Below are 25,066 nucleotides of genomic sequence, written 5' to 3'. Positions count from 1 at the left end.
TTATCAGTAATTTTTATGCTTGAAAACCAAACAGACTGGAGAAAATATGAAGAATATACAAGAGCCATTCTTAATGATGAAAGAGTTAAAAAATATTTAGAAGAACACTTTAATTTACCCGATCTCAAAATTCAATCAAAAGAGTATTTTTCGGGAAAATCTGGAACAGAGTGGCAGATAGATGCTTATGGCTATGATGAAAATGATCTTATATTGATTGAATGCAAACATTACAAAAATGAGGCGAGAGTAGAGCAAAACATTATAGCAGCATTTGCTTATATTATTAAAGATGTAAGAGCCAAATATGGAATTATTGTAACCACATCTGGACTGCAATCTGGAGCTAAGAAAGTAGCAGATGCTGAAAATATACGGTTAATAGAAGTTCATCAAAACTCAACAGATGAAAACTTTTTCATTCGTTTTCCCGAACATCATCAGTCAGTAGCTGTATTTACTGACAAAATTGAAGTAGTTGGTTCTGGTTGTGCTATATCTCAAATACCAATTCGTATACAACGTTATCCATTAGAAGAAGCACGACATAAGTTGATACAGAAAAGCCTGAGTCAGGGGATAAACAGAACTGACTTTTCTTATGAAGAAATACTAGAAGAGGCTAAAAAAATGATGGCAGAAGGGTAAAAGCTAGATGGCTGGTGTGGGCTATACCAACCTGATGGTAAAGATCAGATTCTAGGCGATGACTGTTGTGTCTGGCTGTTGGTTACTATAAGCGCTTACAGTTAAAAAATATCATCACTTATATTGATAAATCTAAACACTTACAAAAATCTCATAGTTTATTTTGACATATTATAAGCGTTTACATAAATTTATCATCGCTTAAAATACTGTTATGCACAGTATTAATCTCTCACAAGATAAAATAAGCTCCAATTGGATACTTATCATACACCCGCTTTTCATCATCATTAAAATTTTTGATGTATTCTAGACTATTAAAATTCATTATTTTTAACTAAAAATATTTTTAGATGTTGATAATTATACAGTGACTAGAGTTTTAACTCTAGTTTCAAAAAGATAAATTTAGTATTCCCAGTTTCATCATGGAAAGATATGAAATGGAAAGATATGAAGTGACAACAACATAATACCAGGCTATTATGGTGAACAACCCTTCTTACTTCAAAAAAACCTACCATTAACTAATTATGAATAGTCCACAACAACTGCGAGAACAGGAAGCCAATGTTTACTGCAATCGCGGTGTTCTTTACTATGACCTGAAACAATGGGAATTAGCACTGGCTAATTACAACAAAGCAATCCAAGTTAATCCTGATTGTTTTCTTGCTTACCGCGTTCGCGGTGTTCTTTACTATGACCTGAAACAATGGGAGTTAGCACTGGCAAATTTTAACAAGGCAATCCAACTTAATCCTGATTGTCATCTTGCTTACACTATTCGCTGTGATATTTACAAAAACCAGCAGAAATGGGAATTAGCACTGGGTGATTACAACAAGGTTATCCAACTTAATCCTGATAATGCTGATAGTTACGTAGAACGCGGTAATCTTTATGATGATATGAAAAAATGGGAATTAGCACTGGATGATTATAACAAGGCTATTCAACTTAATCCTGATTTAGCTATAGCTTACTACAATAGAGGTCTTTTTTACTATAACCACCAACAGAAATGGGAATTAGCACTGGGTGATTACAACAAGGCTATTCAACTTAATCCTGATTTAACTCAAACTTATGCCAATAGAGGTCTAATATACTGTAACCAGCAGAAATGGGAATTAGCTCTAGCAGACTTCAATAAGGCTATCCAATTTAATCCTAATGATAGTGTAGCTTATCTCAATAGAGGTCTAGCTTACTATAACCAGCAAAAATCAGAATTAGCACTGAATGATTTCGACAAGGCTATCCAAATTAATCCTGATTTAGCTCAAGCTTACTACAATATTGGTGTTTTATATTGTCAGCTAAAAGACAAACAAAAAGGAATAAAAAACTTACAACAAGCTGCAATATTATTTATGACTCAAGGCAATATTCCTTCTTATGAAGTAGTGATGAATCTGTTAAATCGATTATAGGAATTCCAGGTAAAGCACCGATGCCTGTTGCTGTAATTGAGGCTAAAGCAGAAAATAAGTTACCGGATTTTGGTATCCAACAAGCATGAAATTATCAGAAGCGGTTTAATATGCCTTTTGTCTTCTCCAGTAATGGGCATTTGTTCGCTGAACGGGGAGAGGATACGCGACAAATCCAGACTAGTAGGTATTTGTCTAACTTCCCCTCGCCAGAACAATTACGTGAACGATGGCAAGAGCGACTGTGTGTGGTCTGTGGTAGGTGTGGACGTATGGTGCGGCTGTGGTAGGCGATCGCTACCACCATTAAAATAAGCGATCGCCTAATCCTTGCACACCTTAATATACCACCAAATCGGGGAACACCTCTTGCACAGCAGGATGCACTAAGCGATGGTTCTGCACGTTTACACCCTTAGCTAATGCTGGGTTAACCTCCAGAGCCATAATTCCAAAATTCGCCAACTGGACAACATAAGGTAATGTACTATTATTAAGTGCCTGAGTTGCTGTCCAAGGTACTGCTCCTGGCATATTGGGAACGCCATAATGCACTACACCTTCTTCAACGTATACCGGATTTGTGTGAGATGTCGGGTGTAAGGTTTCTATACAACCGCCTTGGTCAACGGCTACATCAACTATTACTGAACCAGGACGCATTTTTTTGACCAATTCGCGGGATACTAGTATTGGTGCTCTACGTCCTAACACTAAAACTGCACCGATGAGCAAATCCGCTTCTTTAACGGCGGCTTCAATATGAGCAGAGTTGCTGTAAAGCAATTCGACTCTAGAGCCAAAGAGTATTTCTAAGTAAGATAAGCGCTCAACACTCACATCTAAAATCTGCACGATCGCACCCATGCCTACGGCAATTTTAGCTGCTTCTGTGCCGACAACGCCGCCACCTAAAATTACTACTTTACCTGGTTGAACTCCAGGTACACCACCTAAAAGTACACCTCTACCACCTTGCTGACGTTCTAAGAATCTGGCCCCAAATTGTACTGCTAGCCGACCAGCAATTACGCTCATGGGGGTGAGCAAGGGTAGTCTGTTAGCACCAGGTTGTTCTACAGTTTCGTAAGCGATCGCAGTTGTGCCACAATCAATTAAATGCTCTGTCAATTTGCGATCGGCTGCTAAATGTAAATAAGTAAATAATATCTGCCCTTTTTGCAAAAATTTATACTCAGATGTCAGCGGCTCTTTGACTTTAACAACCAATTCCCGATTCCAAGCCGTTTCTGATGTAGGGACAATTTCGGCTCCAGCACTTCTGTAGTCATCATCGGAGAATCCAGCACCATTACCTGCTTGCGTCTCGACGAAGATACTATGACCATTTTCTCGCAGCACCCGCACGCTAGAAGGACTCAACCCTACCCGAAACTCTTGATCCTTATTTTCCTTGGGAACGCCGATTTCCATATATCGCCTCTGATAATTTTTTTGTTTAACTGTAGCCTGGCAATCTCAAGCTTGCTACTTCTATCTTTCTAGTTCCGTATTAGAGATAGCTGGATTAGAGATACCTAATTTCTGTTCTAACTTTCTTAATTCAATCTGAGTAGCCCAAACTCTTACCCTTGACTATTGCCCCAGTATTTATACAATATATAAAAAATAGTAACAATTTATTAAAAAAGCGATTGTATAGCTCCCTACTAAGAAGCTATTGCAGAATTTATCAAGTCATCTTGGCATTCCAGCATTGCAATCAGCTTTTAAGTTAACCTGACTTTTCAACGTCATCTGAAAAATTCAAAGTCTTTTTCCTTCTAAGAGAGAGATTTAGAGAAAGGTTTTCCAGATACCATGAAAAGCAAGTAGCGATTATCCCCACTTTCTGCGACTTTTACCAGAAGTCTGATATCAAGTCCCATCTGCCAAAAATAAGGTTTCTTAAAAGATGACACAAACACAACCAACAATTACACCTAAACTAGCAGAGCCTAAATTTGGCTTTAACGAATACGCCGAACGCTTGAATGGTCGAGCTGCAATGATTGGCTTTGGTTTACTGCTGGTGATTGAATATGTCACCAATCAAGGGGTGCTATCATGGCTGGGTCTGAAGTAGTGCCATCAACAAGCACAATCTTGAAGTTGTAAGCTAGTAATTAAAAGAGTTTCAACCAGCTGGAACAACCAGTTGGTTTTGACTTCAATAATTAATAGCGGAGTACTTCGCCCTAGATATATTAATTATACTTATTCATAAATAACTGCCCTAGAATGTAAGCAAGAGAAGAATCGAAATACAAATACCTATTAGTGATTGAAATATCATAGACTTGCAACTAGTATATGCAAGGCGATTAATGAGTAAATTTCCTCCCCCTACTAAAAAAATCATAAATTAGTGTCTGCCTTGAATGAGAAAGGCAAATTATGGGTGAGGTATTCTTGGTAAATATACACAAAAGGTGAACTGGAACCAACCAAGCTGTGATGAATGCTGTATTACCTCGTTTTTTGAAGTCAACCTACCGAAAAGAGCCACTAATCAGTGTATTGATGACAATGGGTGTTATGGATGCCCTGATTGGCGGATTGAATGATAGCTGGTCGTTGTTTGCTTTTGGTTTCGGAACGGCAGGGATAGCGCTAGGCTTTAAGTTGTGGCGTCTCCAGCAGCGTCGTTCTTTACCAGAGGAGCCTGTAGTGCAACATTATTTGCCCTCTCGTTCTTCTAGTGCGCCTTTACCAATGTTAAGCGTTTCTAAGAAAAAACCACCTCTTTAAAATGTGCAGAGTTATTACTGAAATAACTCTGCAAAATTTATTGGGTTTAATTGTATCTATAAAAGTGAGGAAAAAGAGTGAGTAGTGAGGGAAGAGGTGGCGGTAATTTTTTGCGGCCGTATATTATCCTGGCATTTATGGCAGCTGTTGCCCTTCCAGTGATTACCTGGGAAGGGTTTTATATTCATCAAGCTCATGCTGCCATTGAAGTAACGCCAAACTCCCAAGCTACCAGTAGCTTTGCTAATGCTCAACTACTTTACACACTCATAGGACATAACGGAACCATTAAATCCCTCGCTTTCACTCCAGATAACAGAATTCTTGTGAGTGGAGGTGCAGAAAACGAGGGTGTCATTCGCCTGTGGAATTTAGCAAACGGCAAAAAGTTGGCGACTATTAATAAAGCACACAAAGCAGCCGTAGAATCTTTAGTGATTTCCCCAGATGGGCAAACCCTCGCTAGCTGTAGCGATGACGATACGATTAACCTCTGGAGTCTGAAAAATTTAAAATTTAGCCGCTCTTTTGTCGGACATACCAGTAACGTATTATCTTTAGCGGTGTCTCCTGATAGTAAAGTTCTTGTCAGTGGAGCTTTGGATGGGATTCGTCTCTGGGATTTGCTACAGCAGCGTCCTCTAGGGACTATAGTACGCTTTGATAATTCGATTTATACTCTAGCTATTAGTCCTGATGGACAGACCTTGGCTAGTGGTGATAATAAGGGTGTAATCAAGCTGTGGAATTTGAGTACTGGTAAATTAATCAGTGAATTTGTAGCTCATTCTAGTGCTGTTAGCGCTGTGATCTTTACACCAGATGGACAAACATTAGTTAGTGCTAGCCACGATCGCACCATAAAACTGTGGAATATTAATACTGGAGAATTAGTCCGCACCCTTACAGGACATAATAACTGGGTAAATGCGATCGCCCTTAATCCCGATGGACAAACCCTTGCTAGTGCCGGCAGAGATGGAATTAAATTGTGGGATTTAACTACAGGCGAGTTAATAAATACACTGAGTGGACATACAGACTGGGTAAGTGCGATCGCTTTTAGTCCAAATGGTAAAATTCTTGCCAGTGGTGGATTCGATCAAAAAATCAAGATTTGGGGGATTCCAACAAAACGTAATTAACAGTGATCTCACAAAATAATCGTCAAAAAGTAGACTATATCCCCGACTTCTGAAAATAAATCGGGGATATCATGTTGACACTCCTTTCAAGGCTTTGTGACTCGCCATAGCTCAACTTTTCACATCATATAGAAAGTTAGGCTATCGCTAACGCCGAAAGATTCCCCCGATCATTTCCTCTATCTGCTAAACTTTGGTCTTGCCTTTTTAGAGTTTTTGTAGTAGAAAATCAACCAAAGCTCAGATCAAATTTTGCTATAACTAGTCAAAATCAATGATGGTAGCAACCAATAGACCTCTTGCATAAATCAAAAATAAAGAACCCCACCCCGCATTTGAGTAAAGCAAACGCTCCCCTCACCTTGGCATCGGGGAGGGGTTGGAGGTGGGGTGTTAGGGACTTTTGCAAGAGTTATAATAGCGATCCCCAAATGTTGAAGAACTGTGAATACTTGATGAAAATACAGCCGAACTAATATCTTATCCAGCAAATTACTGTAAGTATAAACATAGGTAATTTCAAATCATCTGTGCAGTTACTTGCCCTCTAGGTTGGAACAATTTCTGAACTTAGACAATCTTAGAAATGGTCATCGTCAGTAAATGCACTCAGTTAAAAATCATGAACTCGTTGGAGGCCAAGGTTTGTAGCACTTAACAGCTATTTTGAAGTAGGATAACTTGCTACTTAAATGATGTTTAATTTTCCCGAACTGCTTTTGATCCCCATTTCGATAGAATGACTAGGCAGAACCCTAAAACTAAAAACCGCTTTTGACTGCGACGCTCATGAATCAACTGAACAATGGTTTTACGCTATTTTTAAGTCTGCTAGTCGAGGCGATGCCTTTTTTGCTTCTTGGGGTTTTATTCTCCAGTTTGCTGCTGTTTTTTGTTGATGAGCGCAAACTAGTAGAAAAAATGCCCAAAAATCCGCTGTTGGGTGCTTTAGTTGGCAGCATGATCGGCTTTTTGTTTCCGGTGTGTGAGTGCGGGAATGTACCGGTAGCGCGGCGATTCCTGATTCAAGGAGTACCCACACCAGTGGCAATTGGTTTTTTGCTAGCAGCACCAACAATTAACCCAGTTGTAATTTGGGCCACTTGGACAGCATTTCGAGATCAGCCAGAAATAGTAGTCTTACGAGTCGTATTTTCCCTAACAATTGCCACAATTATCGGGTTTGTTTTCAGTTTTCAAAAGGACTTAAATCCCATAGTCCAACCTGCGATCGCTCGTTATATGAAGTTTAATCCACCCGCGCAGGCTGAAACCAAACGCCGTGGTAAGCGTTACCAAGAACAACAGGAAGAAACAGTACCGAATCTGTTGCAATCGGGGACTTATATCTTAGGAGGAAAAGCAGGTATCCCTCTACGGATAGTTCCTAATTTAGTACCACCTACTTCAATCTCTACTGCTGATAAACCACTAGCAGCTAAACTGCGCCTAGTTGTGGATAATAGCATCCAAGAATTGCGGGAATTGGGCGGAGTGATGATTTTAGGAAGTGCGATCGCTGCTGCTATTCAAGTCCTAGCTCCCCGTGAATTAATTCTCAGTTTGGGTGCTGGGCCTATTACCTCAATTGTGGTCATGCTGATATTAGCAGTAATAGTATCAATTTGTTCTACAGTCGATTCTTTCTTCGCCCTATCTTTTGCCTCAACCTTTAGCAGCGGTTCATTGTTGGCATTTCTGGTGTTTGGGCCAATGATTGACATCAAAAGTGTTGGTTTGATGTTATCGATTTTTAAACCCAAAACTATCTTTTACTTGTTTGCTTTAGCAGCACAATTGACATTTGTATTCACTCTTTTCCTGAACTTGCACGTCTTTTAAAAAACTATTTGTCATTAGTCATCTGTCATTTTTTAATGATTAATGACCAATGACTAATTACTAATGATTAATGGCTAACAAAAATCCCAAATCTAAAATCCCAAATCTGTTACTTCCTTGGCTGGATGCTCTAGCAATTACCGCTTGGGGCATTTTGATGTTGAGATATTGGCTAACTAATAAGTTGAACCTGTTGATTCACCCAAATTACTTTTGGTTAGTGATTGTGACTGGTATCAGCTTTATCATTATTGGTTTATTCAAGATGCAGGAACTTTGGCAACGGCGTCGCCATGATGTTACGCCAAACACTCAGCATATTAGTTTATTTCCCCCTGGTTGGGGCAGTGCTTTATTGTTGACTACAGCGATTCTAGGTTTTATGATTACACCGCAAGTTTTTGCTAGTGACAAAGCACTCCAAAGGGGGGTGACGACTGATTTATTGGGAAGCACACGTGTCAAACCCCAAGCCTTTCGCGCTACTGTTCGTCCAGAGGAGCGATCGCTTGTAGACTGGGTACGCACCGTCAATGTCTATCCTGAACCAGATACATATACAGGACAAAAAGTCAAGGTGCAGGGATTTGTGATTCACCCGCCCGATATAGGAAAAGAATATTTGTTTTTAGCACGATTTGTCTTAAGTTGCTGTGCAGCAGATGCTTACCCTGTGGGATTGCCCGTCAAACTACAAAATAATCAAGAGCTTTACTCTGCTGATACATGGCTAGAAGTAGAAGGACAAATGGTGACAGAAAATTTGGCAGGTAAACGCCAACTTACCATTGCCGCTACCTCTCTCAAAAAGATTCCTCAACCCCAGAATCCTTATAGTTATTAGTCATTTGTCCTTTGTCATTTGTAGATGCCCAATGCCCCATGCCCAATGCTCCATAACCAATGACTAAATCTAAAGCATTCCAACCACTGGATCGCATAGCGATCGCACTAATGCTACTGCTGAGTGTGCTGATTGGGTTAATTATCTTGCAAGGTGATGTGGTAACTGCTCGTGTCCGGGAATTTACCTGGCAAAATCAACAAATTGGGGCAGAAGATAATTCCTTCACCCTCACCTTCAGCCGCCCAATGGAAGTAAAAAGCGTCGAGGATAACTTGAAAATCGAGCCACCCCTAGCAGGTAAATTCAGTTGGGCAGGGCGGCGGATGGTTTATACACTGGTGACACCAGCACCTTATGGCACAAATTATAAAGTGCAGTTACAGGGAGCTAAAGATAAATTTGCCCAGCAAGAGGGCAAAAATCGGCTGATACAGCCCTTTACAGGTAGCTTTCGTACACGCGATCGCGTCATCCTTTATATCGGAACCGACAAAGAAGAACAGGGACGGTTAGTTCTTTACAACTTAACCCAAGAGCAAAAAAGGGTACTTACCCCCAAAGACCTGATAGTAATCGACTTTGAGTCATTTCCTGATGGAGAGAAAATTTTATTTTCTGCTCGCGCCGCAAACAATCAAGACTTACTTTCAGCCCAACTGTATACAGTGACAACAGGCGTTTCTGCTAAATCTGGACAAAAAGCAGAACCAGAAGGCAAAGTTGACCTGACTTTAGATAGTAAAGATTATCAAAACCTGAAATTTGACTTATCACCTGATGGGCAAACTATTGTTATCCAGCGGGGAAATAAAACTAATCCTGGCGACTTTGGACTATGGTTTATGCCAGCAACCAGTGATGGTTCAGCAGAAAAACCCACCCCAAAACGCCTAAAAAGTCAACCGGGGGGAGACTTTATGGTGACACCAGATAGTAAAGCCGTAGCGGTTGCTCAAGGACAGGGAGCAGCGATTTTACCACTCCAAGGTGATGCCAGTAAACCTTTGGATTTTCTGCCGCAGTTTGGTTTGGTACAAGCTTTTTCCAAAGATGGCTCTCAAGCAGCGATGGTAAAGTTTAATACAGATTACACGCGGGATTTATTTTTGGTGACAAATCAAGGTGTGCAGAAACAACTATTAAAAACAACAGGTTCAATTCTTAGTTGCCAATTTGACATCGCCTCACCCACCCTCTACTGCTTGCTGACACAGCTAGTATCCAAGGAACAATATATAGAACAGCCCTATGTGGTGGCAATTGATCTGAAAACTGGGCAACAGAAACCACTGTTAGTACTGCCTCCCGCTCAACGGAATGTGCAAATGAGTTTATCTACCGACGGTTTGGGGTTGTTATTTGACCAAGTAGTACCGCAGACAAACACGACAGCATCATTACCCACAAATACTTTGAAAACTGATGATGGGGATGTTATTGCTACCAGTAGCCTGTGGTTAATGCCTCTGTTGCCCATCGCTGATGCTGCGACTGTCGAAATTAGACCAGAACAACTTCCCTTAGCCGGATTTCATCCCCGATGGTTGCCTTGATAGAAAGTCAGGGGGAGTAGGGAAGACGAGGGAGATAAGGGAGTGTAGGGGGGTGTGGGAAGATTATCAAAAAGTTTCCCACCCTTTCCACAGTACCAGTGCCCCATTGCAAAAGTCGCTTTGACATCTGAGAGTATCTCAATAAAAATCTGGTTGTGTTGTTAGTCATTAAATGTGAGTAACTAGCAAGAAACGGGAATACTTAGCCATAAGCATGTTTAATATATTCTCATGGCTAAGTATGATTCCACTAACTGTTGAAGAAGTCGTCTCAGAACTTAATCAATCTTTTCAGATCCAAGGTATAGATGTCACCGCTACTTCTAAGGACACGTTACTGACATAGTTATATTTCTCACTAGCGATGACTCTGTTCAGCCGGGTGAATTTGATGCTATGGCTTGGCTGCAAGAAATCAAAAAATACTTTTTTGTGGTTCTTCACATTAAGTATGATATTGATAATCCAAAACGCTTTGAGAGATTTATTAAAAATCTAGAAAAAATTTTTGATTCACAAAAGTTAGATGAACATAAACGTCATATTCGTAGTTATATTCGTCACAGCCTAGCCATAGAAGAAGTACCAATTATTTGTATTCATGCGTGTGCAGCATTTCTGAGCAATCAGCCTCAATATAGTGGCGTTACCAATAAACTTTGGGAATTAAGCAGAATAGAAGAAATTTATAGTTTAGTTGCGTCAGAAATATACACAAGAGGAAGAAAAAGACGCTGGAATACATTTTTTGATGCAATCATATATTTTCTCGATTTAATTACAAGGATGTTAGAAGGACATCAAAAATCTCTGCTGTCTCAGGTAGATTTTATGCAAGATAAACGAGCAGAAATTGAAAATATTTTTCAAGAAAGTGTTAAAAATGGAAAAATTAAAATTCAAAGGTCATGTAAAGATTCATTTAGCAAAATTAAACAATGGATTCCTGGCTTTATTGAGGAATATCTAGGGCAAGACATTGCTCAGTCTGAGTATCAAAAGCGCATGAATAAAGAGAAACAAAAAATTGAAACTGCTATGGAGAACTTATTTGAAGAGATAATCCAGGAATTAGTAGCTTCTTCAAATGAGTTTGAAAGGCAATATCAATATGATATGAGAACTATTAAGTTAGAATCTACTGATTTCGGAAACTATCAAAAATGGCAACTTGAAAAAACTCTGAAGTGGGTAGGTGTTGGTTTAGGTGCAGCCTCTGTTGTTGCTTTTAGTATTGGTGCTTTTGCAGCAGCTAATTTTTGGAATCCTGTAGGATGGGTAGCTAGTGTTACATCTATCGTCGTTGGATGTTTCAGTTGGTTCTTTTGCGAGCAAGAAAAAAAAGCATGGCAGAAAGCGAAACAGGAAGCTAAAGAAACTCTTTGGAAGAGCTTGGAGCAGTCCGAGCAGGAAACTTGCAAAACTTACCAAAAATTACTAGATACAAATATTGCTGTTAGAGCTAAGACTGAAGTGCTGGGACAGGTAGATGTTTACATCAAAGGACTTTTGGTAATTGTAGCTGACCTGAAAGAAGCGATTTCACAACTTTAAAAAATAAAAAGACAGATGAAGCGAGAGTCAGACTTTACAGCAATAAGGCATAGGTTGCTAAATCCAAGCAATTTTAAGGGTCATTCCTCAGTTTTACCTGATGAATTGCTGTAGTTATTAGTCTTTTCTTTGTCTCTATATGAGCAATAAAGGGTATTTAAAATTACACCTAAATGTCTATGTCATTTTCAGGACTTACACTAAAAATACAATTATAAAGCGATAGAGGTAGTAACAAATGTCTGAATTTAAATTTAAGCAAATTGCTAAAAAAGTAGATGATTTATGTTCTGAAACTTTCAAGATACTATCTTCATCTACCGATCATGAGATGGATGTATTTGCTAGAGACTTTGAAGTTTTTATTCATGAATATCAACACAAAACATAATTAACTATTGCTTTTATCGGTCAATATAATGCTGGAAAGTCTACTTTGATTAAAGCTATTACAGGCGATCCATCTGTCCAAATTAGTGCTGAAATTTGTACAGATAGGATTAATGAATATTGCTGGAGAGAAGTTCTCTTAGTTGATACTCCAGGTATTTATGCAGGGAGAACAGATCACGATAAAATCACTCTAGAACAAATTTCAAAAAGTGATTTACTCATATTTGTTATTCCCAATGAATTATTTAACCCTCAAGGTGGAGTTTTTTTTAAAAGAGCTGCTAATGAAATGCAGCGAGTTGGTCAAATGCTCTTAGTGATTAATAAGATGAGTCGTGAACGCGGCAAACCAAAAGACTTACTCAAAACCATTCTGGAAGTTATCGAGCCTCATCACCCTAATGATTTTTATACTTGTTTTATTGATGCTGATTCTTATTTAAAGGCTCAATCTGAAAAAAATGAAGATGAAAAAGAATTTTTACTTGAAGAATCTAGTTTTAATACTTTCTTGTCCTCACTACATAAATTAATCGATAAAAATAAATTATATGCAAGACTATTAACGCCTCTCAACCGTGCCTTAGATATATTAGAGCAATTGTATAATATTTGGAGTACAGATAATAAATCCACTAGAGATTTCTTAGAAATACTGCATCGCAAGATCTTGCTTATCAAGACATCTCAAACAAGATTCAGTAATTTTTATATAGCTGAATTTAACAATCTTGAGCATGAAGTATTAATGATTGGCGAATGTGTTGCTAGCAAAGTTGATGGGCGGCATAGTGAAGAAGATATTAACTGGACAATTAAAAAAGGTGAGAAAGAAATAGAGTTAGCTACAAAGCAAATAATAGACAAAATACAGCTGGGCTTGGAAGAGGAATTAAGTAAACTGCAAATTCAACTCGAACAATTATTACAATCAAGGCTGGGTCGTTCTTTAGCTGAAGAAGTACAAGTTTCATCAACAAATAGAAAACAAGTTAACTATGAAGAAGTTGGAGAAACTCAAGAAATACCATCTTTTTTAAGGAAAAGTCCTGAAGCTGTGCGGGCTATAGGAGGTTTTGCATCAGCAGTTTCTAGAGACCTAGTTTATAATGTTGGTAAATTTTTTGGTGTTAAATTTCGTCCTTGGGGAGCGGTGAATGCTGCTAAGTTTATCAGAGGTTTAGGGCCTATTATTGGAGGTGTAGGTGCTATCTTAGAAATTTTTCTTGCTGCTAAACAAGAAAATGATGAAGCAGAATATGAGCAAAAACTTTGTGAAGCAAGAGCAGAATTACGCCAGAATTTTAGGCAAGTAGCCTCAGAAATTAGAACTGATTATGAAAAAAATATTCAAATAGAAATCATTTCTAGTTTTTATAAATCAGAAATTCAAGATATTGAACGCCAGCAAAATGAATTACGAAATAATGAAAGCTCAAAAATTGAGATTGTTAATCAAATTAAAAATATTATTCAAAAAATTAAGAAGGAAATAGTTACAATAGATAATATTAATTAATACACTTTGAGATGCACTCCACAAAGTCTTCACGGAAAGTAAACGGAAAATCGCCAGTATGTCAAAGTCCCAAGCGATTGGCATAGGGTAGGTTTGAGACCTTTGTTGCTCGGTGGCTGACCGGAAATCACCCTTACTTCGGGGAGTGCATTTTGTAGCCTTAGCTCAAAAATGCTCTGTCTACAGGAGATTTTTATCCCCATATAATTCACGTCTTTTTACATCAATTGATAATTTATCCAAGCTTCCCAAAAAATATAAATTGATAGTATTCCTAAGAAGATACGAAGCACTAAGCTCACAGTATAATCTGGTAGTTTTGGCAATGTGCGAGTACTCATCTGAACGCCTAAAAGACCGCCACATCCTAAAACTATACCTTGAACAAACAGAATATTTCCCTCTAACGTGTGTCCTGTGCAGGCAGCTAAACCAGTGATGACAATCACGCCCAAACTAGTCTGAATTGCTACTTTAATTTCTTCTCCCAGTAGCAGCATTTGCAGTGGCACCATAATCGTACCGCCACCTAAGCCGAATAAACCTGCTAAAATTCCTGCTGCTCCCCCAGTGCCAATTTTAGAAATTAATGGGTTAAATACTGGGGCTGTATTCTCTATTTCTTTGAAGGATAATTGCTTGCGAAGCTCAATAAGATAAATATTAGCAAGTAGTATAATCCCAAATGTAAAGAGTATTATATAAGATGGAATTTTATTGGCGAAATATACACCTATTCCAGTAGTTAAGAAGGCTGGAATTCCTAAATAAATTACTCGTTTAAAGTCAAAGTAACCCATCCACCAATTTTGCAAACTTCCAGAAATTGAAGTAATCACAATAGCAAGGCTACTAGTAGCGATCGCTTGAACGGGAGTATAACCTAGTGTGACTAGAAGAGGAATTGTGATAATACCACCACCTATTCCTAAAAGTCCAGCTATGACTCCAGATATTAAACCCCCACTCACTAAAATCAACCAACTAATATCAATCATAAATAATTATTTTTCTATAGAACTGATAGTGCTGAGTGGGCATTGGGCATTGGACATTGGGCATAGATTATTCTTCTTGTACCCCTCATCTCCCTTATTTTCCTCATGCCTGTACTGTCACCGGATGGCTAACAACACCTCCATAGAGCAATCCAGAGTCATTCCACGGAACTGTACTCGGTTGTGTATTACCTAAATTGTCAGTAGCACGAGCTTGGAGAAAATATTCCCCAGGAAGTGGGTTCCATTCAATGTCCCAGCGTACCCATGCAAATGGAAAGTTTGGTTCTCTCAGTCGTGCAAATTGCCAAGTTTTGCCACCATCTAGGCTGACTTCCACACGGACAATTTTTCCTTTCCCAGACCAAGAACGTCCACGCAGTAAGTGGGTTCGAGCCGAAAGCGTAGCAGGCCAAGCTAACTCGAAAGCGCTCTTAACATTTTGATAGGTAATCAGCTTACCTTTATACGGAGCGATCGCTGGGTAATCTGCACCAACTAGCACCATCTGCTCCGTTACCCACTGGGTATATATCAGTGTTTCAGAAACCTCAATTCGCTCAATCCATTTAACGTTGGCGTTTCCTCCCCAACCAGGGAATAGGGCACGGCACGGCTGGCCATGATCTGGAGGTAATGGTTCTCCGTTCATTGCATAAACGACGAGCGAGTTATCTGCTAATGCTTTGCTAATGGGAACTACATTGTTGAATTTGGATTTATTCGTCCCTTTTGAGTCCAGCGAATCAAAATCTGCACCCTCAACGAGTACGTCTTTCGCTGTGGATTTCAGTCCAGCTCGCTCTAATAACATACAAAGTGGTACACCAGTCCACTCAGCCACACCAATAGCCCCAAGTCTCCACCGTGTTCCAGGGAGTGGTGTGTTGTAAGCCTCTTCAAAGAAGCGCCGACCGTTAGCAGCACACTCAATGGCACAAGTGACTGAGATGGATGGCATAGCGATGATTTCATCGTAGGTAAATTCGCAAGGTGCAGAAACGCCAGTTCCATGAATTTGCAAACGCCATGTAGACGGGTCAAAGGTCGGAGGTGTACTGCGGTTGTGAACATAAAACCAATCATTTGGTACTAAATAGCCACGCCCATACATTGCTTCCCAGTTCATCTCTAATGTGCCTTTGCTATGAGAGATATACCCTGGTGGCAATGGCTTAAGTATTTTGCTGCCTTTAGTTTTAACGGCTGTCTGACTGTGAGCAGGCGCAGGTTTAGCTAATCCCCCGATGGCTGTGGCGCTAACCATAGTAGCTAGTATTTTCAGAAAGCGCTGGCGCGAAATACCTGCATCTGTACTTTTTTGCCAGATGCACTGTTCAACCCGTGCCTGTAAATAATCCTCCTGGTCAAAGAGGTTTTCATCGCTCAAGCTATTACCCCCTTGTAATTATTTGTAATTTTCAGTAGGGGCACGGCATTGCCCATACGTGTCAACTTAAGCTGAAAACTATATTGGGTAGGTGTTTTACACATCACCTCACGCCCTCATCCCCTAACCCCTTCTCCCAAGGGAGAAAGGGAATTAAATCTCAAGCTCCCCTCTCACAGATGGGAGAAGGGCTGGGGGTGAGGGCAAAACGTTCTCACCAAGCGGGTTTAACGTTAAGTTGACACCAATGGGCATTGCCGTGCCCCTATTGCCATATATTTTTTGGCGAGACAAAGAGCGAGACTAGCTGTTTATAGCTGTCCAAACACCGGTTATTTGATCTTGTGTGTAGTTGGGCAAATAGTGAAACAATCCGTTTTTAGCTATTTGAGCGATCGCATCTATAAAGCGATCGCAATCTTCTAATGTATTATACACAGCAAAGCTAGCTCGGATAATACTAGGAATGTTACGTGTAATTCCTCTGTCTACTTCCTGAGCAATCTCACAGTCTTGCTCGTCTGAAACATTCTTGAGTTTGCGAATATATTCATAAGTGCAGAAAGCCCCAGCCCGAACGCCAATGCCATATTCTTGTGCCAAAATTTCTGCTATTAAGCGTCCGTCAAATCCATCAATATCAAAGGGAATAACATGGGCTAAATTATCTCCAGGAATATGTATTTTGACACCAGGAATCAGCCCAAGCCGTGTATATGTAAATTCAACTAGAGAGTGTTCGTACTGAGCAATGCGATCGCGCCCTACTGCTTCGATAATTTCAATCGCCTTGGCAATGGCGATCGCACCCATTGCGTTTGGTGTTCCGGGGTCATGGGCCCGTTCTGTATAAAAACGCTTGATCTCTAGGTTTCTGGTGATATAAGGCAGGTTTCCACCCCCAATTTGATAAGGGTAGGAACTATCAAAAAATTCCTTTGGCCCCAGCAAAACCCCGGTTCCATAAGGGGCATACATCTTGTGTCCAGAGAAAGCCACAAAATCTAAATGACATGGGTCATCATCAGCACGCATATCGACTCGTTCATGCTGAATTAACTGACACACGTCGGCAAATATCTTCGCACCATAACGATGTGCTAAAGCTGCAATTTCGTAAATTGGGGGTCTGTAACCTGTAATTGTGGAAGCACCTGTAATAGTTACTAACTTAATTTGCTCGGCTTCAGGGAGATTTTGGTGTGCCTTGAAGATATCTTCAATTTCTGCAACGCTTACACTTCCATCTGGCTGCGTTCTATACTGTACAACTTCGTCTCTAGTAACCCAAGGCAGCAGGTTAGATGAATGCTCGATATCAGAAACTAGAATTTTTCCAGGTTTTTTTGCCCAAAGTGTGGCAGCTCCATTAATTGCTTCTGTTGTATTCTTCGCAAAGATTACATAGTTGTCTGAAGATGACCCCACAAAGTTGCGAATGATGTTTCGACTGGCGTCATATTCTCGTGTAGTGATGATAGATTTTTGCCCAGAACCTCGATGTACACTGCCATAGGTGTCAAGCATTTCGTCCACGTACTGCTTGAGGGTTGCAAAGGGTGTGGTTGTAGCTCCATTATCCAAGTTCACGTACTTGACATAGTTTCCGTTAAGAGTTTTCACCTTGAAAGATAGAGACTCATCTGTAAATAATGGTCTGATTTCTTTGTCCCAAAAGCTGTCACAATTTTCTACAAACAACGGTAATTTGGCGGCTTCTTGCTTGATAGAACCCATTGCAAGTACGTCGGTCATCTTTAACACCCTTATTTTAAATTTTGATTTTTTTGAAAAAGCCTAACTGCTACAACGCTTTGTTTGGCGCTGCAATCAGATTAATGCCAGTAATTATGGTCTTTATAATTACTTTATTTCTAGTAGAAAACTCGGTTACTAAAATTATTCTTTAATAAAATAATAAAAAATGATATCCGTATTAACATCTAATTTAAATGCTTTTATAGTCAATTAAATTACAAAGTTATTAAAAGCACTAAGTAATTAAGTATACTTTAAACAATTTTATTCTAGTCATTAAACAAACTTGATGTATTAAAGACAAGTTAATAGAAAAGCTTATAACTAACAAAACCTGAAATTGCTTACTAACAATGTATTTAGCGAGAACAAAGCCCATACTAAGTTGAGATTACTCTTTAAAAAAGTTTTATTATTTTACTTACGTAAGTTATAAGTTTTTTAACGAAAATGTATAAGTATTTACTCGTATTTGTCATGATTTAGTAACATTGTAGTGATGGCGGAAGCTCTTAGTTGTTTGCTGACATTAAATAGTGATTGCCCAGGAACACAGAATTATCATTCAATAGTAGATAGTTATACGGGCATCTATCCTAAGTAATAAATAAGTCAGTATAAAAATGTATTGAAGGAGACATTTTATATTTATGTCTTAAGACAGATGCGGTTATAATAAAGAAAATACATGGTAAGGCAGTTTTTTGATCTAGAAAAACTTCATCAGCCAATAGCTAATACAGTTTAGTTTTTAACGTATTGGGTTTTTCCACTCTCTTGCCTATCCTCAAAGGCGGATCGAGTTCCCCTTCTGCTTGCCTCTTCTTGACGGGAAAGAGCATCATAGTGTTATAACGGCATCAGTCTAGATACAAAATGGGGAACACCAATTGATAATTAATTGCTGGTGCTTGGATAGAGTTAAACTTAGCTTCTAGAGCAAACCCTGATTAGACCACAGTTGATAAGCAATGCTAATGCCAGCACTGCTGAATATTTTTAAGCAGGTGAGTCAAGAGTGATGAATGAAGCTGACACCTCAAACAAGGGAGCTGTGATGGAATCCCTAAATTCTGTTAATTCGCCACAATCAGAGGAGGCGAATTGTCCCTTTTACTCAGTTGTGCCTAATGACAATATGACAGTTAGGAAACTGCCACTCCTCATGCCAGCTGAAGATACACAATTATTACAAGATACTGTCCGGCAGGACTGGGTTGCAGAGCCTGAAAGCGGCAAACAAGCACTTATTGACTCGGAATTTCAGAACCTGCTGGCATTGAACGAAGAATTACGTGCGGCTAACAATAAGTTGTATGAACAAGTAGAGCAGCTAAAAGACAACCTAGCTGAGTCAGAAAAGGTTTTGCAGTGGCAGAAAACACGTTCTAGTGTTAGTGAGTCTATGCTCAACCAACACACTCAGGAACTAGCTGCGGCTCAAGAACAGATAAAATCTTTATTTCAACAATTAGAAACTGCTGTACAAACTGTTCAACGTCAGGAAATTTTCACTGATACTTATAAAGCACAGCTACAAATTAGCCAACAACGCCTTGCCCAGTTAGAGCGAGAATGTACGTTGCTACACACTAATAACAACGAACAATCTCAGCAGTTATTGCAATCAGAAAATGTTTGTCGGGAATTACGTACTAGACTGATGCGACAACAACGCCAGACGCTGCAATTTAAAGCAGCTTTGGAAAAATGTCTAGATACATCGGTTCCTAGCTATGACTCCTTAGAAGATGCTGCAAAACATCCTAAAGATATAACTAGTAGCCAAGGAAGATTTTCTAGAAAAGCTCGGTCTTTGTTTCCTAACGCCCAGCCAATTCAACCTTGGTCAGCAGAAGAAGAATCCTTGAGTAACGATCTAGATAATTCTTGGGGTGAACCCTCAGCACCAATCCCATTCCAAAGAAATGAAGCCCCTGCGACACCGCCATCATCTCCTTGGAACTGGACAGTTAAGAAAGACACGCCAACACCAACACAACCTGCGCCATCTCCAGAAGTTGATGATTCTCCAGATACAACTGAAGCGGTTTCACCTTCGGGTTCATCAAATTTAGATCAGCAATTAGATAGTTTAATCCAAATGTTTTTCACCTCCCAGCCTGCATCTACATCACCACCACCACCTGCTGCGAAAACGGATGTTAGTGATGCTCCTATTTGGGAGACTTTAGCAACAATCTTAGAAGACGATGAGGAACTAGAAAATCCACAAGAGGAATATTTGCAAGCAGAAATTAATCCTCCTGCAACTACCTCTACTTCTTGGACGACGGATTCTGTGCTTTCACCAGCCAATAACTTACTGCTTTCCTCTACTCCACCTGACACTGAAACACCTGTTGGAGAAACTGAAGACTACTGGTCAGAAGTTTCACAATTGACACAGTTGGAATTGTCAGCAAGTAATTTGTCCTCAGAGTCATTAGGTGGTAACACCAATGATGACAATTCACCTTCACCAGTAGTTTATCCTCAGCGTCCACCCAAGGGGCGTAAGTCATTGGCATCTGTAGAACTGCCGAATTTTCGCCCCAAGAGTTAGGAGTTGGGAGTCAAGTGATTAATGCCCCATGCCCAATGCCCAAGCCTAATTCAGAATCCTTGCTTCTGACTTCGGAATTATGGCTTCTGGGTTAGTTTTTGCTACCTGACTGCGCGATCGCGGTTTGCCTGTGGCGATCGCATAATTAATCGCCAATAGCCACAACCACAAGCCTGGATTTCGGGGTTCTAGCCAAAAACCTACCCGGTTTAAGAAGCGCGAGAACCACGGACTTAGTAAAGCACTAATTAGGGCATGACGACCGAAGTTGAAATAACTACCAAGCCATCGCCCTAAATCTCTAGGGCCAGCAAGTTCCCAAATCCATAAAAGCAAGGCAGGATTTTTCCTAGCTGCTTTCAGTGCTAGGCGGTTAAAGGTTAACCAATCACACCGATCTTTGATGAAGTTATCTGCCACCTCTAGTGGTTCGTCTGCTAACAGTCCAAAAAAGGTGTTGAGCATGGAGTTAATCCGCTGGGGTGGTAAAAATTTACCTGTGGGCACCATCATGCCTTTGGAAAATAGCCAAGTTACGGAAACGTTGCTTTGATAGGCGCGAATTTGGTTTAAGTGGCGGAAACTCAATAAGTCATGTTTGAGGGCAGTATCCAACAGCGTTGTTAAGCGCTCTAAGTTGCGAACTAAGGAACCAAAACCGGTGAAGACGAGGGGAGATTGGAGTGATGCAGCATCACCGATCGCAATCAATCGATCAAAGGCAACTGTGCGATCGCGACTTCCCACACTAAAATGCCCTGGTATATACCCAAATGTCGGCTTCTTCCACACCAATTTGTCCATATCGCACCTGCGATACTCTGGCAAAATTGCGAAAAAGTCTTCGTACATCTCCAGTAAGGAACCGGGATTTTCAGCATTGACTTCGTGGTAATGAAATAAATAAATCGTCAGTTCATCATCTGCTGCGGGAAACAATTCCCAAATCAACTGCCTTCCCCGCGAAATATCCCCATGACTGTAAAGAACGTCCCCATATTGGGAATCCCATACCCCTGGCTCAAATCCGCTCTCAATTGCCGCTCCCACTGTCGGACAAACACTATCAAAGGCACGACCACCATTTAATTGCCAAGCGATGGGGGACGCGGTTCCCATTGCATCTATTAGCAGTCGTCCACTTACTTGCTTCTCAATCTGACTGGGCAAGTGCTTGACTTGCAAAACTACCTGTGATATATCAATATCTGCACGGATAAACTCTGTTTCATCCCAAATTTCACCGCCTGCCGCTTGCAGTTTTTGCCCACACATTTGGAGCCATTTTTCGGAATCCAAGCCTAAATTTAGGACTGTAGGTGTGTGGAGGACGGGCGATCGCAGTTTGGCTGGATTATTAGCATCAAAAAACTTATTGAATCCGTCTTTGTATTCCCTGGCAATGATGGTTTCTAACTCAGCGGGGGTGACTAAACCCAAGTTAACTAAGCTTTGAATCTCGTCGCGCGAAATATTCCATTCTCGGTTCATCCGCCCAAAGGGCATTCGTTCCACCAGCAAGACTTTATATCCGAGTTTTGCCATCAGTGCTGCATGGATTGCGCCTAGTGCACCACCAATATAGATGATGTCGTACTGGGCATGGGGTATGGGGGTATTAGTTGTTTCCCCCTTGCTCCCCTGCGAAAACACCACTTGACGCGGCTGCTGCGGATTCCGCACCCCTTCGCGCCATCGTTTTTCCCACCAATAGGCACGAGTTAGGTCATATTCACCGTTGGGCATTTTCTGAAAATACTTGACGGTAAGGGGGTAAGTAGAGCCTAGTGCGGCAAATATTGATTGCTGGGATAAATCAATTGCTGGTGGTTCTGGGTAATGATGCGGAAAACGGCTTCTGATTTCCTTAGTCAACCGTTGCAGAATTTGTCCTTCACTGGGAAAAGGTTGTTCTGCCCAGCGAAACACTTTCAGATAGGTAGTTCGTTGCACCGGCCAGACAAATACCGAAAGTTCTGTAGGCAAGTTTTCGGAAAGATTCACTCCAGCAGGTGTAGTAGCACTGGGTATTTGAAGGCGAAAACCTTCTGAGGTAAGTACTTTTTCTCCATTTCCAGGTTCAAAATCTGTTTGTAACCAGTTACGCACAGTTTCTATATCTGGAGTTGGAATTTCTAAATAAAGGATTTCTTTCATCTTTTGCTGACATCTCCCATCAATTTACTCACTTAGACAGATTTTCTTAAAGCACAAAGTAAGGTAAACTCCGCCCTATTAGTTTCGTAAAGATTCAGTGAAGAAATTTTAAGAGTTTGTCAAATTTATTGTTCATTTTGTATTTCTGTAAACCCACGCCATGAATTATCCCATTCCAGACAGTCCCCAAGAAATTATTGCTCTGCGACAGCAGCCGATTGATGAAGAACTAGTTGCCAGTGCGATCGCTGGAGTAATTAAAATTGTCCGCGCTCAAGGTCAATCTTTGGAAGAATTGACCGCTCAGTTGCTAGCAGACGATCCACTGTTGGATCAGCAACAACGTCGCTGGTTAAGCCAATTAGTCGCCCAATCCTGGGAAAAGTTCTCCTAAAACCTTGTGTATGATGAAGTTTTGGTCGCAGCATTAGATTTCTAGGTCTGTACCTAAATGTTGGCGATGCCTGCGGCAGGCTGCGCCTACGCATTTTCAATATAGGAGTAATAATAATGTTCAGTAGGGAATTGGCAATTGGGTTGATATTTTTGCGTTCATGGCACAAAAGCCATTAAATTAACCATATCAGCGTTTTACGTTGCTTATGAATTTTACAACGTTCTGAAACGGAAAGACCTCTGCTTTGCGCCAGAGGTCTTTTTTTGGGAGCAATCTTCATGCTGTTTAAACAACGCCTCGGTACATAACTTAAGTTGAGCGATCGCTAACTAAGTGAGTAAAAATAAATACAACTATGCAACAAATCCATTTGAAAGCCTTGACAATGAATAATCGTAGTCAGCGGCTCTAGCCATTTAAAATCTTATGCAGAGCGATAAATCGCTGAGTACGAACAAAAGTTTTATCTTAGATTTAATTATGTCTATCTACTTATCCACTGACGATCGCTTTCAACCTATCAACCTTTTTGAGTACGAAAAGCTAGCAAAAAAACATCTGTCTCAAACGACACTTGATTACTACAGCAGTGGTGCTTGGGACGAAATCACATTGCGAGATAATCGTGCTGCCTTTGAACGAGTCAAGCTGCGACCTCGGATATTAGTCGATGTGAGCGATCGCAATCTAACCACCTCCATTTTAGGACAACCCCTGCAACTACCTTTGTTAATTGCACCAATGGCTTTTCAATGTCTAGCCCATCCAGACGGAGAAGTTGCCACGGCTTTAGCTGCTGCATCAGCTGGTGTGGGTATGGTGTTAAGTACAATGGCAACAAAAAGCATTGAAGAAGTGGCGACTGCATGTCATCAGTTTCCAGATTCTCTGCGATGGTTCCAGCTTTACATCCATAAAGACCGAGGATTAACTCGTGCTTTGGTAGAAAAAGCCTATAAAGCAGGCTACAAAGCACTTTGTCTAACTGTAGATGCACCCGTTCTCGGACAGCGTGAGAGAGATAGACGTAATGAGTTTGCCTTACCCCAAGACTTACATCTGGCTAATCTTGCTAGTATCTCAGGGCTAGATATTTCCCATGAAAAAGGCGAATCTGGGTTATTTACCTATTTTGCCCAACAGCTAAACCCAGCAGTCACTTGGGACGATTTGGAATGGTTGCAGTCTTTATCTGGACTACCTTTAGTCATCAAAGGAGTTTTACGCCCAGATGATGCTGTGCGGGCTGTAGAATATGGAGCCAAAGCAATTGTTGTTTCTAATCATGGTGGCAGACAACTCGATGGTGCGATCGCTTCTTTAGATGCCCTCGCTGAAATAGTAACCGCAGTGGATAGTAAAGTAGAAGTGGTGTTGGATGGCGGCATTCGTAGGGGCACAGACATTCTCAAAGCTCTGGCATTAGGAGCAAAAGCAGTACTGATCGGACGACCCATATTGTGGGGACTAGCGGTAGCAGGACAAATCGGCGTATCTCATATCATCTCACTGCTGCAAGATGAGTTAAATGTGGGAATGGCCCTTAGCGGCTGTGCCAAAATACAGGATATTGACCCTAGTTTATTGACCCTGCCACGCCTTTAAGCTGGAGATTCTTAAAACTGTTATTCCAGCAAAACTTTGAGAATTAATTTTCAGACTTGTTACAAAATCTCTTAATTTAGAGTACACTAGTTAAGGTTAGATATAAGGGCGGGTGGCGGAATTGGTAGACGCACCACACTCAAAATGTGGCGGCCTTACGGTCATAGGAGTTCGATTCTCCTCCTGCCCACTACCAAACAAGTGCTAAAGAGGTTAAAAACTTATGCGCCTGAAAAGATGGGAATCTCCCCGTAAAGAAGGCAGAAATGATAAAGGTAGAGGCGGTTCTGCTAGGAAGCGTCAATTGAAAAAACAAAGGCAAATGTTACGCCAAAGACTTAAAGAAAGTAACAAGCCAGATAATAGCAAAAACGAGAAAGCAGGGAAAGATAAGTTTATCTTTCCCTTATTTTTTGGGCTTTTATTTCAGAAAAAAATAAAATTTAGAGATTTTTCATCAATACAGAGACTAAATTAAATCTGTAATAAATTTGCAAATCATAATAA

21 protein-coding genes and 1 tRNA gene are annotated in these 25,066 nt (G+C 40.4%); 17 read left to right on the top strand and 5 right to left on the bottom strand.

The window, feature by feature from the left end; all coding sequences use genetic code 11:
• The first annotated feature begins 15 nt into the window (after positions 1-15).
• The 3 genes from V7K60_RS09965 (at position 16) to V7K60_RS09955 (ending at position 2,374) form a co-directional block, all read left to right on the top strand.
• Positions 16-648: a restriction endonuclease gene (locus tag V7K60_RS09965; protein ID WP_334925055.1), complete on the top strand. Its 633-nt coding sequence runs from the start codon at positions 16-18 to the stop codon at positions 646-648.
• 533 nt (positions 649-1,181) lie between these two features.
• Positions 1,182-2,084, top strand: a complete 903-nt coding sequence (locus V7K60_RS09960; protein WP_334925053.1) for a tetratricopeptide repeat protein — start codon at positions 1,182-1,184, stop codon at positions 2,082-2,084.
• 110 nt (positions 2,085-2,194) lie between these two features.
• Positions 2,195-2,374: a hypothetical protein gene (locus V7K60_RS09955; RefSeq protein WP_334925051.1), complete on the top strand. Its 180-nt coding sequence runs from the start codon at positions 2,195-2,197 to the stop codon at positions 2,372-2,374.
• Between the two features lie 49 nt (positions 2,375-2,423).
• Here the strand turns inward: V7K60_RS09955 and ald are convergent, their stop codons facing one another.
• Entirely contained in the window at positions 2,424-3,518 is a 1,095-nt protein-coding gene (gene ald / locus V7K60_RS09950) for an alanine dehydrogenase (RefSeq protein ID WP_334925049.1), read from the bottom strand.
• 481 nt (positions 3,519-3,999) lie between these two features.
• Between ald and V7K60_RS09945 the strand changes: the two genes are divergently transcribed.
• From V7K60_RS09945 to V7K60_RS09905, 9 genes are all read left to right on the top strand, one after another.
• A complete protein-coding gene (locus V7K60_RS09945; protein WP_292776333.1) occupies positions 4,000-4,170 on the top strand; it encodes a hypothetical protein in 171 nt (56 codons plus the stop codon).
• Between the two features lie 371 nt (positions 4,171-4,541).
• Positions 4,542-4,835 carry a hypothetical protein gene (locus tag V7K60_RS09940; protein WP_334925047.1) on the top strand — a complete coding sequence of 98 codons (294 nt, stop codon included), beginning with the start codon at positions 4,542-4,544 and terminating at the stop codon, positions 4,833-4,835.
• 77 nt (positions 4,836-4,912) lie between these two features.
• Positions 4,913-5,980 carry a WD40 repeat domain-containing protein gene (locus tag V7K60_RS09935; protein ID WP_334925045.1) on the top strand — a complete coding sequence of 356 codons (1,068 nt, stop codon included), beginning with the start codon at positions 4,913-4,915 and terminating at the stop codon, positions 5,978-5,980.
• Positions 5,981-6,769: 789 nt separating this feature from the next.
• Entirely contained in the window at positions 6,770-7,822 is a 1,053-nt protein-coding gene (locus tag V7K60_RS09930; RefSeq protein WP_334925528.1) for a permease, read from the top strand.
• 70 nt (positions 7,823-7,892) lie between these two features.
• Complete coding sequence (locus V7K60_RS09925; protein WP_334925043.1) at positions 7,893-8,666, top strand: TIGR03943 family putative permease subunit; 774 nt, start codon at positions 7,893-7,895, stop codon at positions 8,664-8,666.
• 59 nt (positions 8,667-8,725) lie between these two features.
• A complete protein-coding gene (locus V7K60_RS09920; RefSeq protein WP_334925041.1) occupies positions 8,726-10,222 on the top strand; it encodes an Ig-like domain-containing protein in 1,497 nt (498 codons plus the stop codon).
• A 396-nt stretch (positions 10,223-10,618) separates the two neighbouring features.
• Positions 10,619-11,776 (top strand): hypothetical protein, encoded by a 1,158-nt coding sequence (locus tag V7K60_RS09915; protein ID WP_334925039.1) that lies wholly within the window; start codon positions 10,619-10,621, stop codon positions 11,774-11,776.
• Positions 11,777-12,014: 238 nt separating this feature from the next.
• The gene (locus V7K60_RS09910) at positions 12,015-12,167 is read left to right on the top strand and encodes a hypothetical protein (RefSeq protein ID WP_334925037.1); all 153 of its coding nucleotides are present in this window, start codon (positions 12,015-12,017) and stop codon (positions 12,165-12,167) included.
• A gap of 6 nt (positions 12,168-12,173) precedes the next feature.
• On the top strand, positions 12,174-13,688 hold the full coding sequence (locus V7K60_RS09905; RefSeq protein WP_334925526.1) for a GTPase: 1,515 nt from the start codon (positions 12,174-12,176) through the stop codon (positions 13,686-13,688).
• Between the two features lie 218 nt (positions 13,689-13,906).
• Here the strand turns inward: V7K60_RS09905 and V7K60_RS09900 are convergent, their stop codons facing one another.
• From V7K60_RS09900 to V7K60_RS09890, 3 genes are all read right to left on the bottom strand, one after another.
• Complete coding sequence (locus tag V7K60_RS09900; RefSeq protein ID WP_334925035.1) at positions 13,907-14,686, bottom strand: sulfite exporter TauE/SafE family protein; 780 nt, start codon at positions 14,684-14,686, stop codon at positions 13,907-13,909.
• Positions 14,687-14,789: 103 nt separating this feature from the next.
• Positions 14,790-16,076 (bottom strand): sulfite oxidase, encoded by a 1,287-nt coding sequence (locus V7K60_RS09895; protein ID WP_334925034.1) that lies wholly within the window; start codon positions 16,074-16,076, stop codon positions 14,790-14,792.
• A 303-nt stretch (positions 16,077-16,379) separates the two neighbouring features.
• Entirely contained in the window at positions 16,380-17,831 is a 1,452-nt protein-coding gene (locus V7K60_RS09890; RefSeq protein ID WP_334925032.1) for an aminotransferase class V-fold PLP-dependent enzyme, read from the bottom strand.
• 1,024 nt (positions 17,832-18,855) lie between these two features.
• Here V7K60_RS09890 and V7K60_RS09885 point away from each other — a divergent pair.
• Positions 18,856-20,400, top strand: a complete 1,545-nt coding sequence (locus tag V7K60_RS09885) for a hypothetical protein (RefSeq protein ID WP_334925030.1) — start codon at positions 18,856-18,858, stop codon at positions 20,398-20,400.
• Positions 20,401-20,445: 45 nt separating this feature from the next.
• On the opposite strand, the gene V7K60_RS09880 is transcribed toward V7K60_RS09885, so the two are convergent.
• Positions 20,446-22,557 carry an NAD(P)/FAD-dependent oxidoreductase gene (locus V7K60_RS09880; RefSeq protein ID WP_334925028.1) on the bottom strand — a complete coding sequence of 704 codons (2,112 nt, stop codon included), beginning with the start codon at positions 22,555-22,557 and terminating at the stop codon, positions 20,446-20,448.
• 160 nt (positions 22,558-22,717) lie between these two features.
• Here V7K60_RS09880 and V7K60_RS09875 point away from each other — a divergent pair, with 160 nt between their 5' ends.
• The 4 genes from V7K60_RS09875 (at position 22,718) to V7K60_RS09860 (ending at position 25,037) form a co-directional block, all read left to right on the top strand.
• Positions 22,718-22,951, top strand: a complete 234-nt coding sequence (locus tag V7K60_RS09875) for a hypothetical protein (protein WP_094349603.1) — start codon at positions 22,718-22,720, stop codon at positions 22,949-22,951.
• A 483-nt stretch (positions 22,952-23,434) separates the two neighbouring features.
• Positions 23,435-24,559, top strand: coding sequence for an alpha-hydroxy acid oxidase (locus V7K60_RS09870; RefSeq protein ID WP_334925026.1), 1,125 nt, complete (start codon positions 23,435-23,437; stop codon positions 24,557-24,559).
• A 106-nt stretch (positions 24,560-24,665) separates the two neighbouring features.
• A tRNA-Leu gene (locus V7K60_RS09865) sits at positions 24,666-24,749 on the top strand.
• 33 nt (positions 24,750-24,782) lie between these two features.
• A complete protein-coding gene (locus V7K60_RS09860; protein WP_334925025.1) occupies positions 24,783-25,037 on the top strand; it encodes a hypothetical protein in 255 nt (84 codons plus the stop codon).
• Positions 25,038-25,066 lie beyond the last annotated feature (29 nt).

The organism is Nostoc sp. (assembly GCF_036917555.1).
In the GTDB taxonomy this organism is placed as follows: domain Bacteria; phylum Cyanobacteriota; class Cyanobacteriia; order Cyanobacteriales; family Nostocaceae; genus Nostoc.
This window is presented reverse-complemented; position numbering and strand designations above follow the sequence as displayed.

What these genes read in the sequence shown, in the direction of transcription:
- V7K60_RS09860 (WP_334925025.1), top strand. Translation starts at nt 24,783, where the DNA reads ATGCGCCTGAAAAGATGGGAATCTCCCCGTAAAGAAGGCAGAAATGAT.
- V7K60_RS09900 (WP_334925035.1), bottom strand. Translation starts at nt 14,686, where the DNA reads ATGATTGATATTAGTTGGTTGATTTTAGTGAGTGGGGGTTTAATATCT.
- V7K60_RS09885 (WP_334925030.1), top strand. Translation starts at nt 18,856, where the DNA reads ATGAATGAAGCTGACACCTCAAACAAGGGAGCTGTGATGGAATCCCTA.
- V7K60_RS09910 (WP_334925037.1), top strand. Translation starts at nt 12,015, where the DNA reads ATGTCTGAATTTAAATTTAAGCAAATTGCTAAAAAAGTAGATGATTTA.
- V7K60_RS09955 (WP_334925051.1), top strand. Translation starts at nt 2,195, where the DNA reads ATGCCTTTTGTCTTCTCCAGTAATGGGCATTTGTTCGCTGAACGGGGA.
- V7K60_RS09965 (WP_334925055.1), top strand. Translation starts at nt 16, where the DNA reads ATGCTTGAAAACCAAACAGACTGGAGAAAATATGAAGAATATACAAGA.
- V7K60_RS09940 (WP_334925047.1), top strand. Translation starts at nt 4,542, where the DNA reads ATGAATGCTGTATTACCTCGTTTTTTGAAGTCAACCTACCGAAAAGAG.
- V7K60_RS09915 (WP_334925039.1), top strand. Translation starts at nt 10,619, where the DNA reads ATGGCTTGGCTGCAAGAAATCAAAAAATACTTTTTTGTGGTTCTTCAC.
- V7K60_RS09920 (WP_334925041.1), top strand. Translation starts at nt 8,726, where the DNA reads ATGACTAAATCTAAAGCATTCCAACCACTGGATCGCATAGCGATCGCA.
- V7K60_RS09880 (WP_334925028.1), bottom strand. Translation starts at nt 22,557, where the DNA reads ATGAAAGAAATCCTTTATTTAGAAATTCCAACTCCAGATATAGAAACT.
- V7K60_RS09875 (WP_094349603.1), top strand. Translation starts at nt 22,718, where the DNA reads ATGAATTATCCCATTCCAGACAGTCCCCAAGAAATTATTGCTCTGCGA.
- V7K60_RS09960 (WP_334925053.1), top strand. Translation starts at nt 1,182, where the DNA reads ATGAATAGTCCACAACAACTGCGAGAACAGGAAGCCAATGTTTACTGC.
- V7K60_RS09870 (WP_334925026.1), top strand. Translation starts at nt 23,435, where the DNA reads ATGTCTATCTACTTATCCACTGACGATCGCTTTCAACCTATCAACCTT.
- ald (WP_334925049.1), bottom strand. Translation starts at nt 3,518, where the DNA reads ATGGAAATCGGCGTTCCCAAGGAAAATAAGGATCAAGAGTTTCGGGTA.
- V7K60_RS09890 (WP_334925032.1), bottom strand. Translation starts at nt 17,831, where the DNA reads ATGACCGACGTACTTGCAATGGGTTCTATCAAGCAAGAAGCCGCCAAA.
- V7K60_RS09930 (WP_334925528.1), top strand. Translation starts at nt 6,770, where the DNA reads ATGAATCAACTGAACAATGGTTTTACGCTATTTTTAAGTCTGCTAGTC.
- V7K60_RS09945 (WP_292776333.1), top strand. Translation starts at nt 4,000, where the DNA reads ATGACACAAACACAACCAACAATTACACCTAAACTAGCAGAGCCTAAA.
- V7K60_RS09925 (WP_334925043.1), top strand. Translation starts at nt 7,893, where the DNA reads ATGGCTAACAAAAATCCCAAATCTAAAATCCCAAATCTGTTACTTCCT.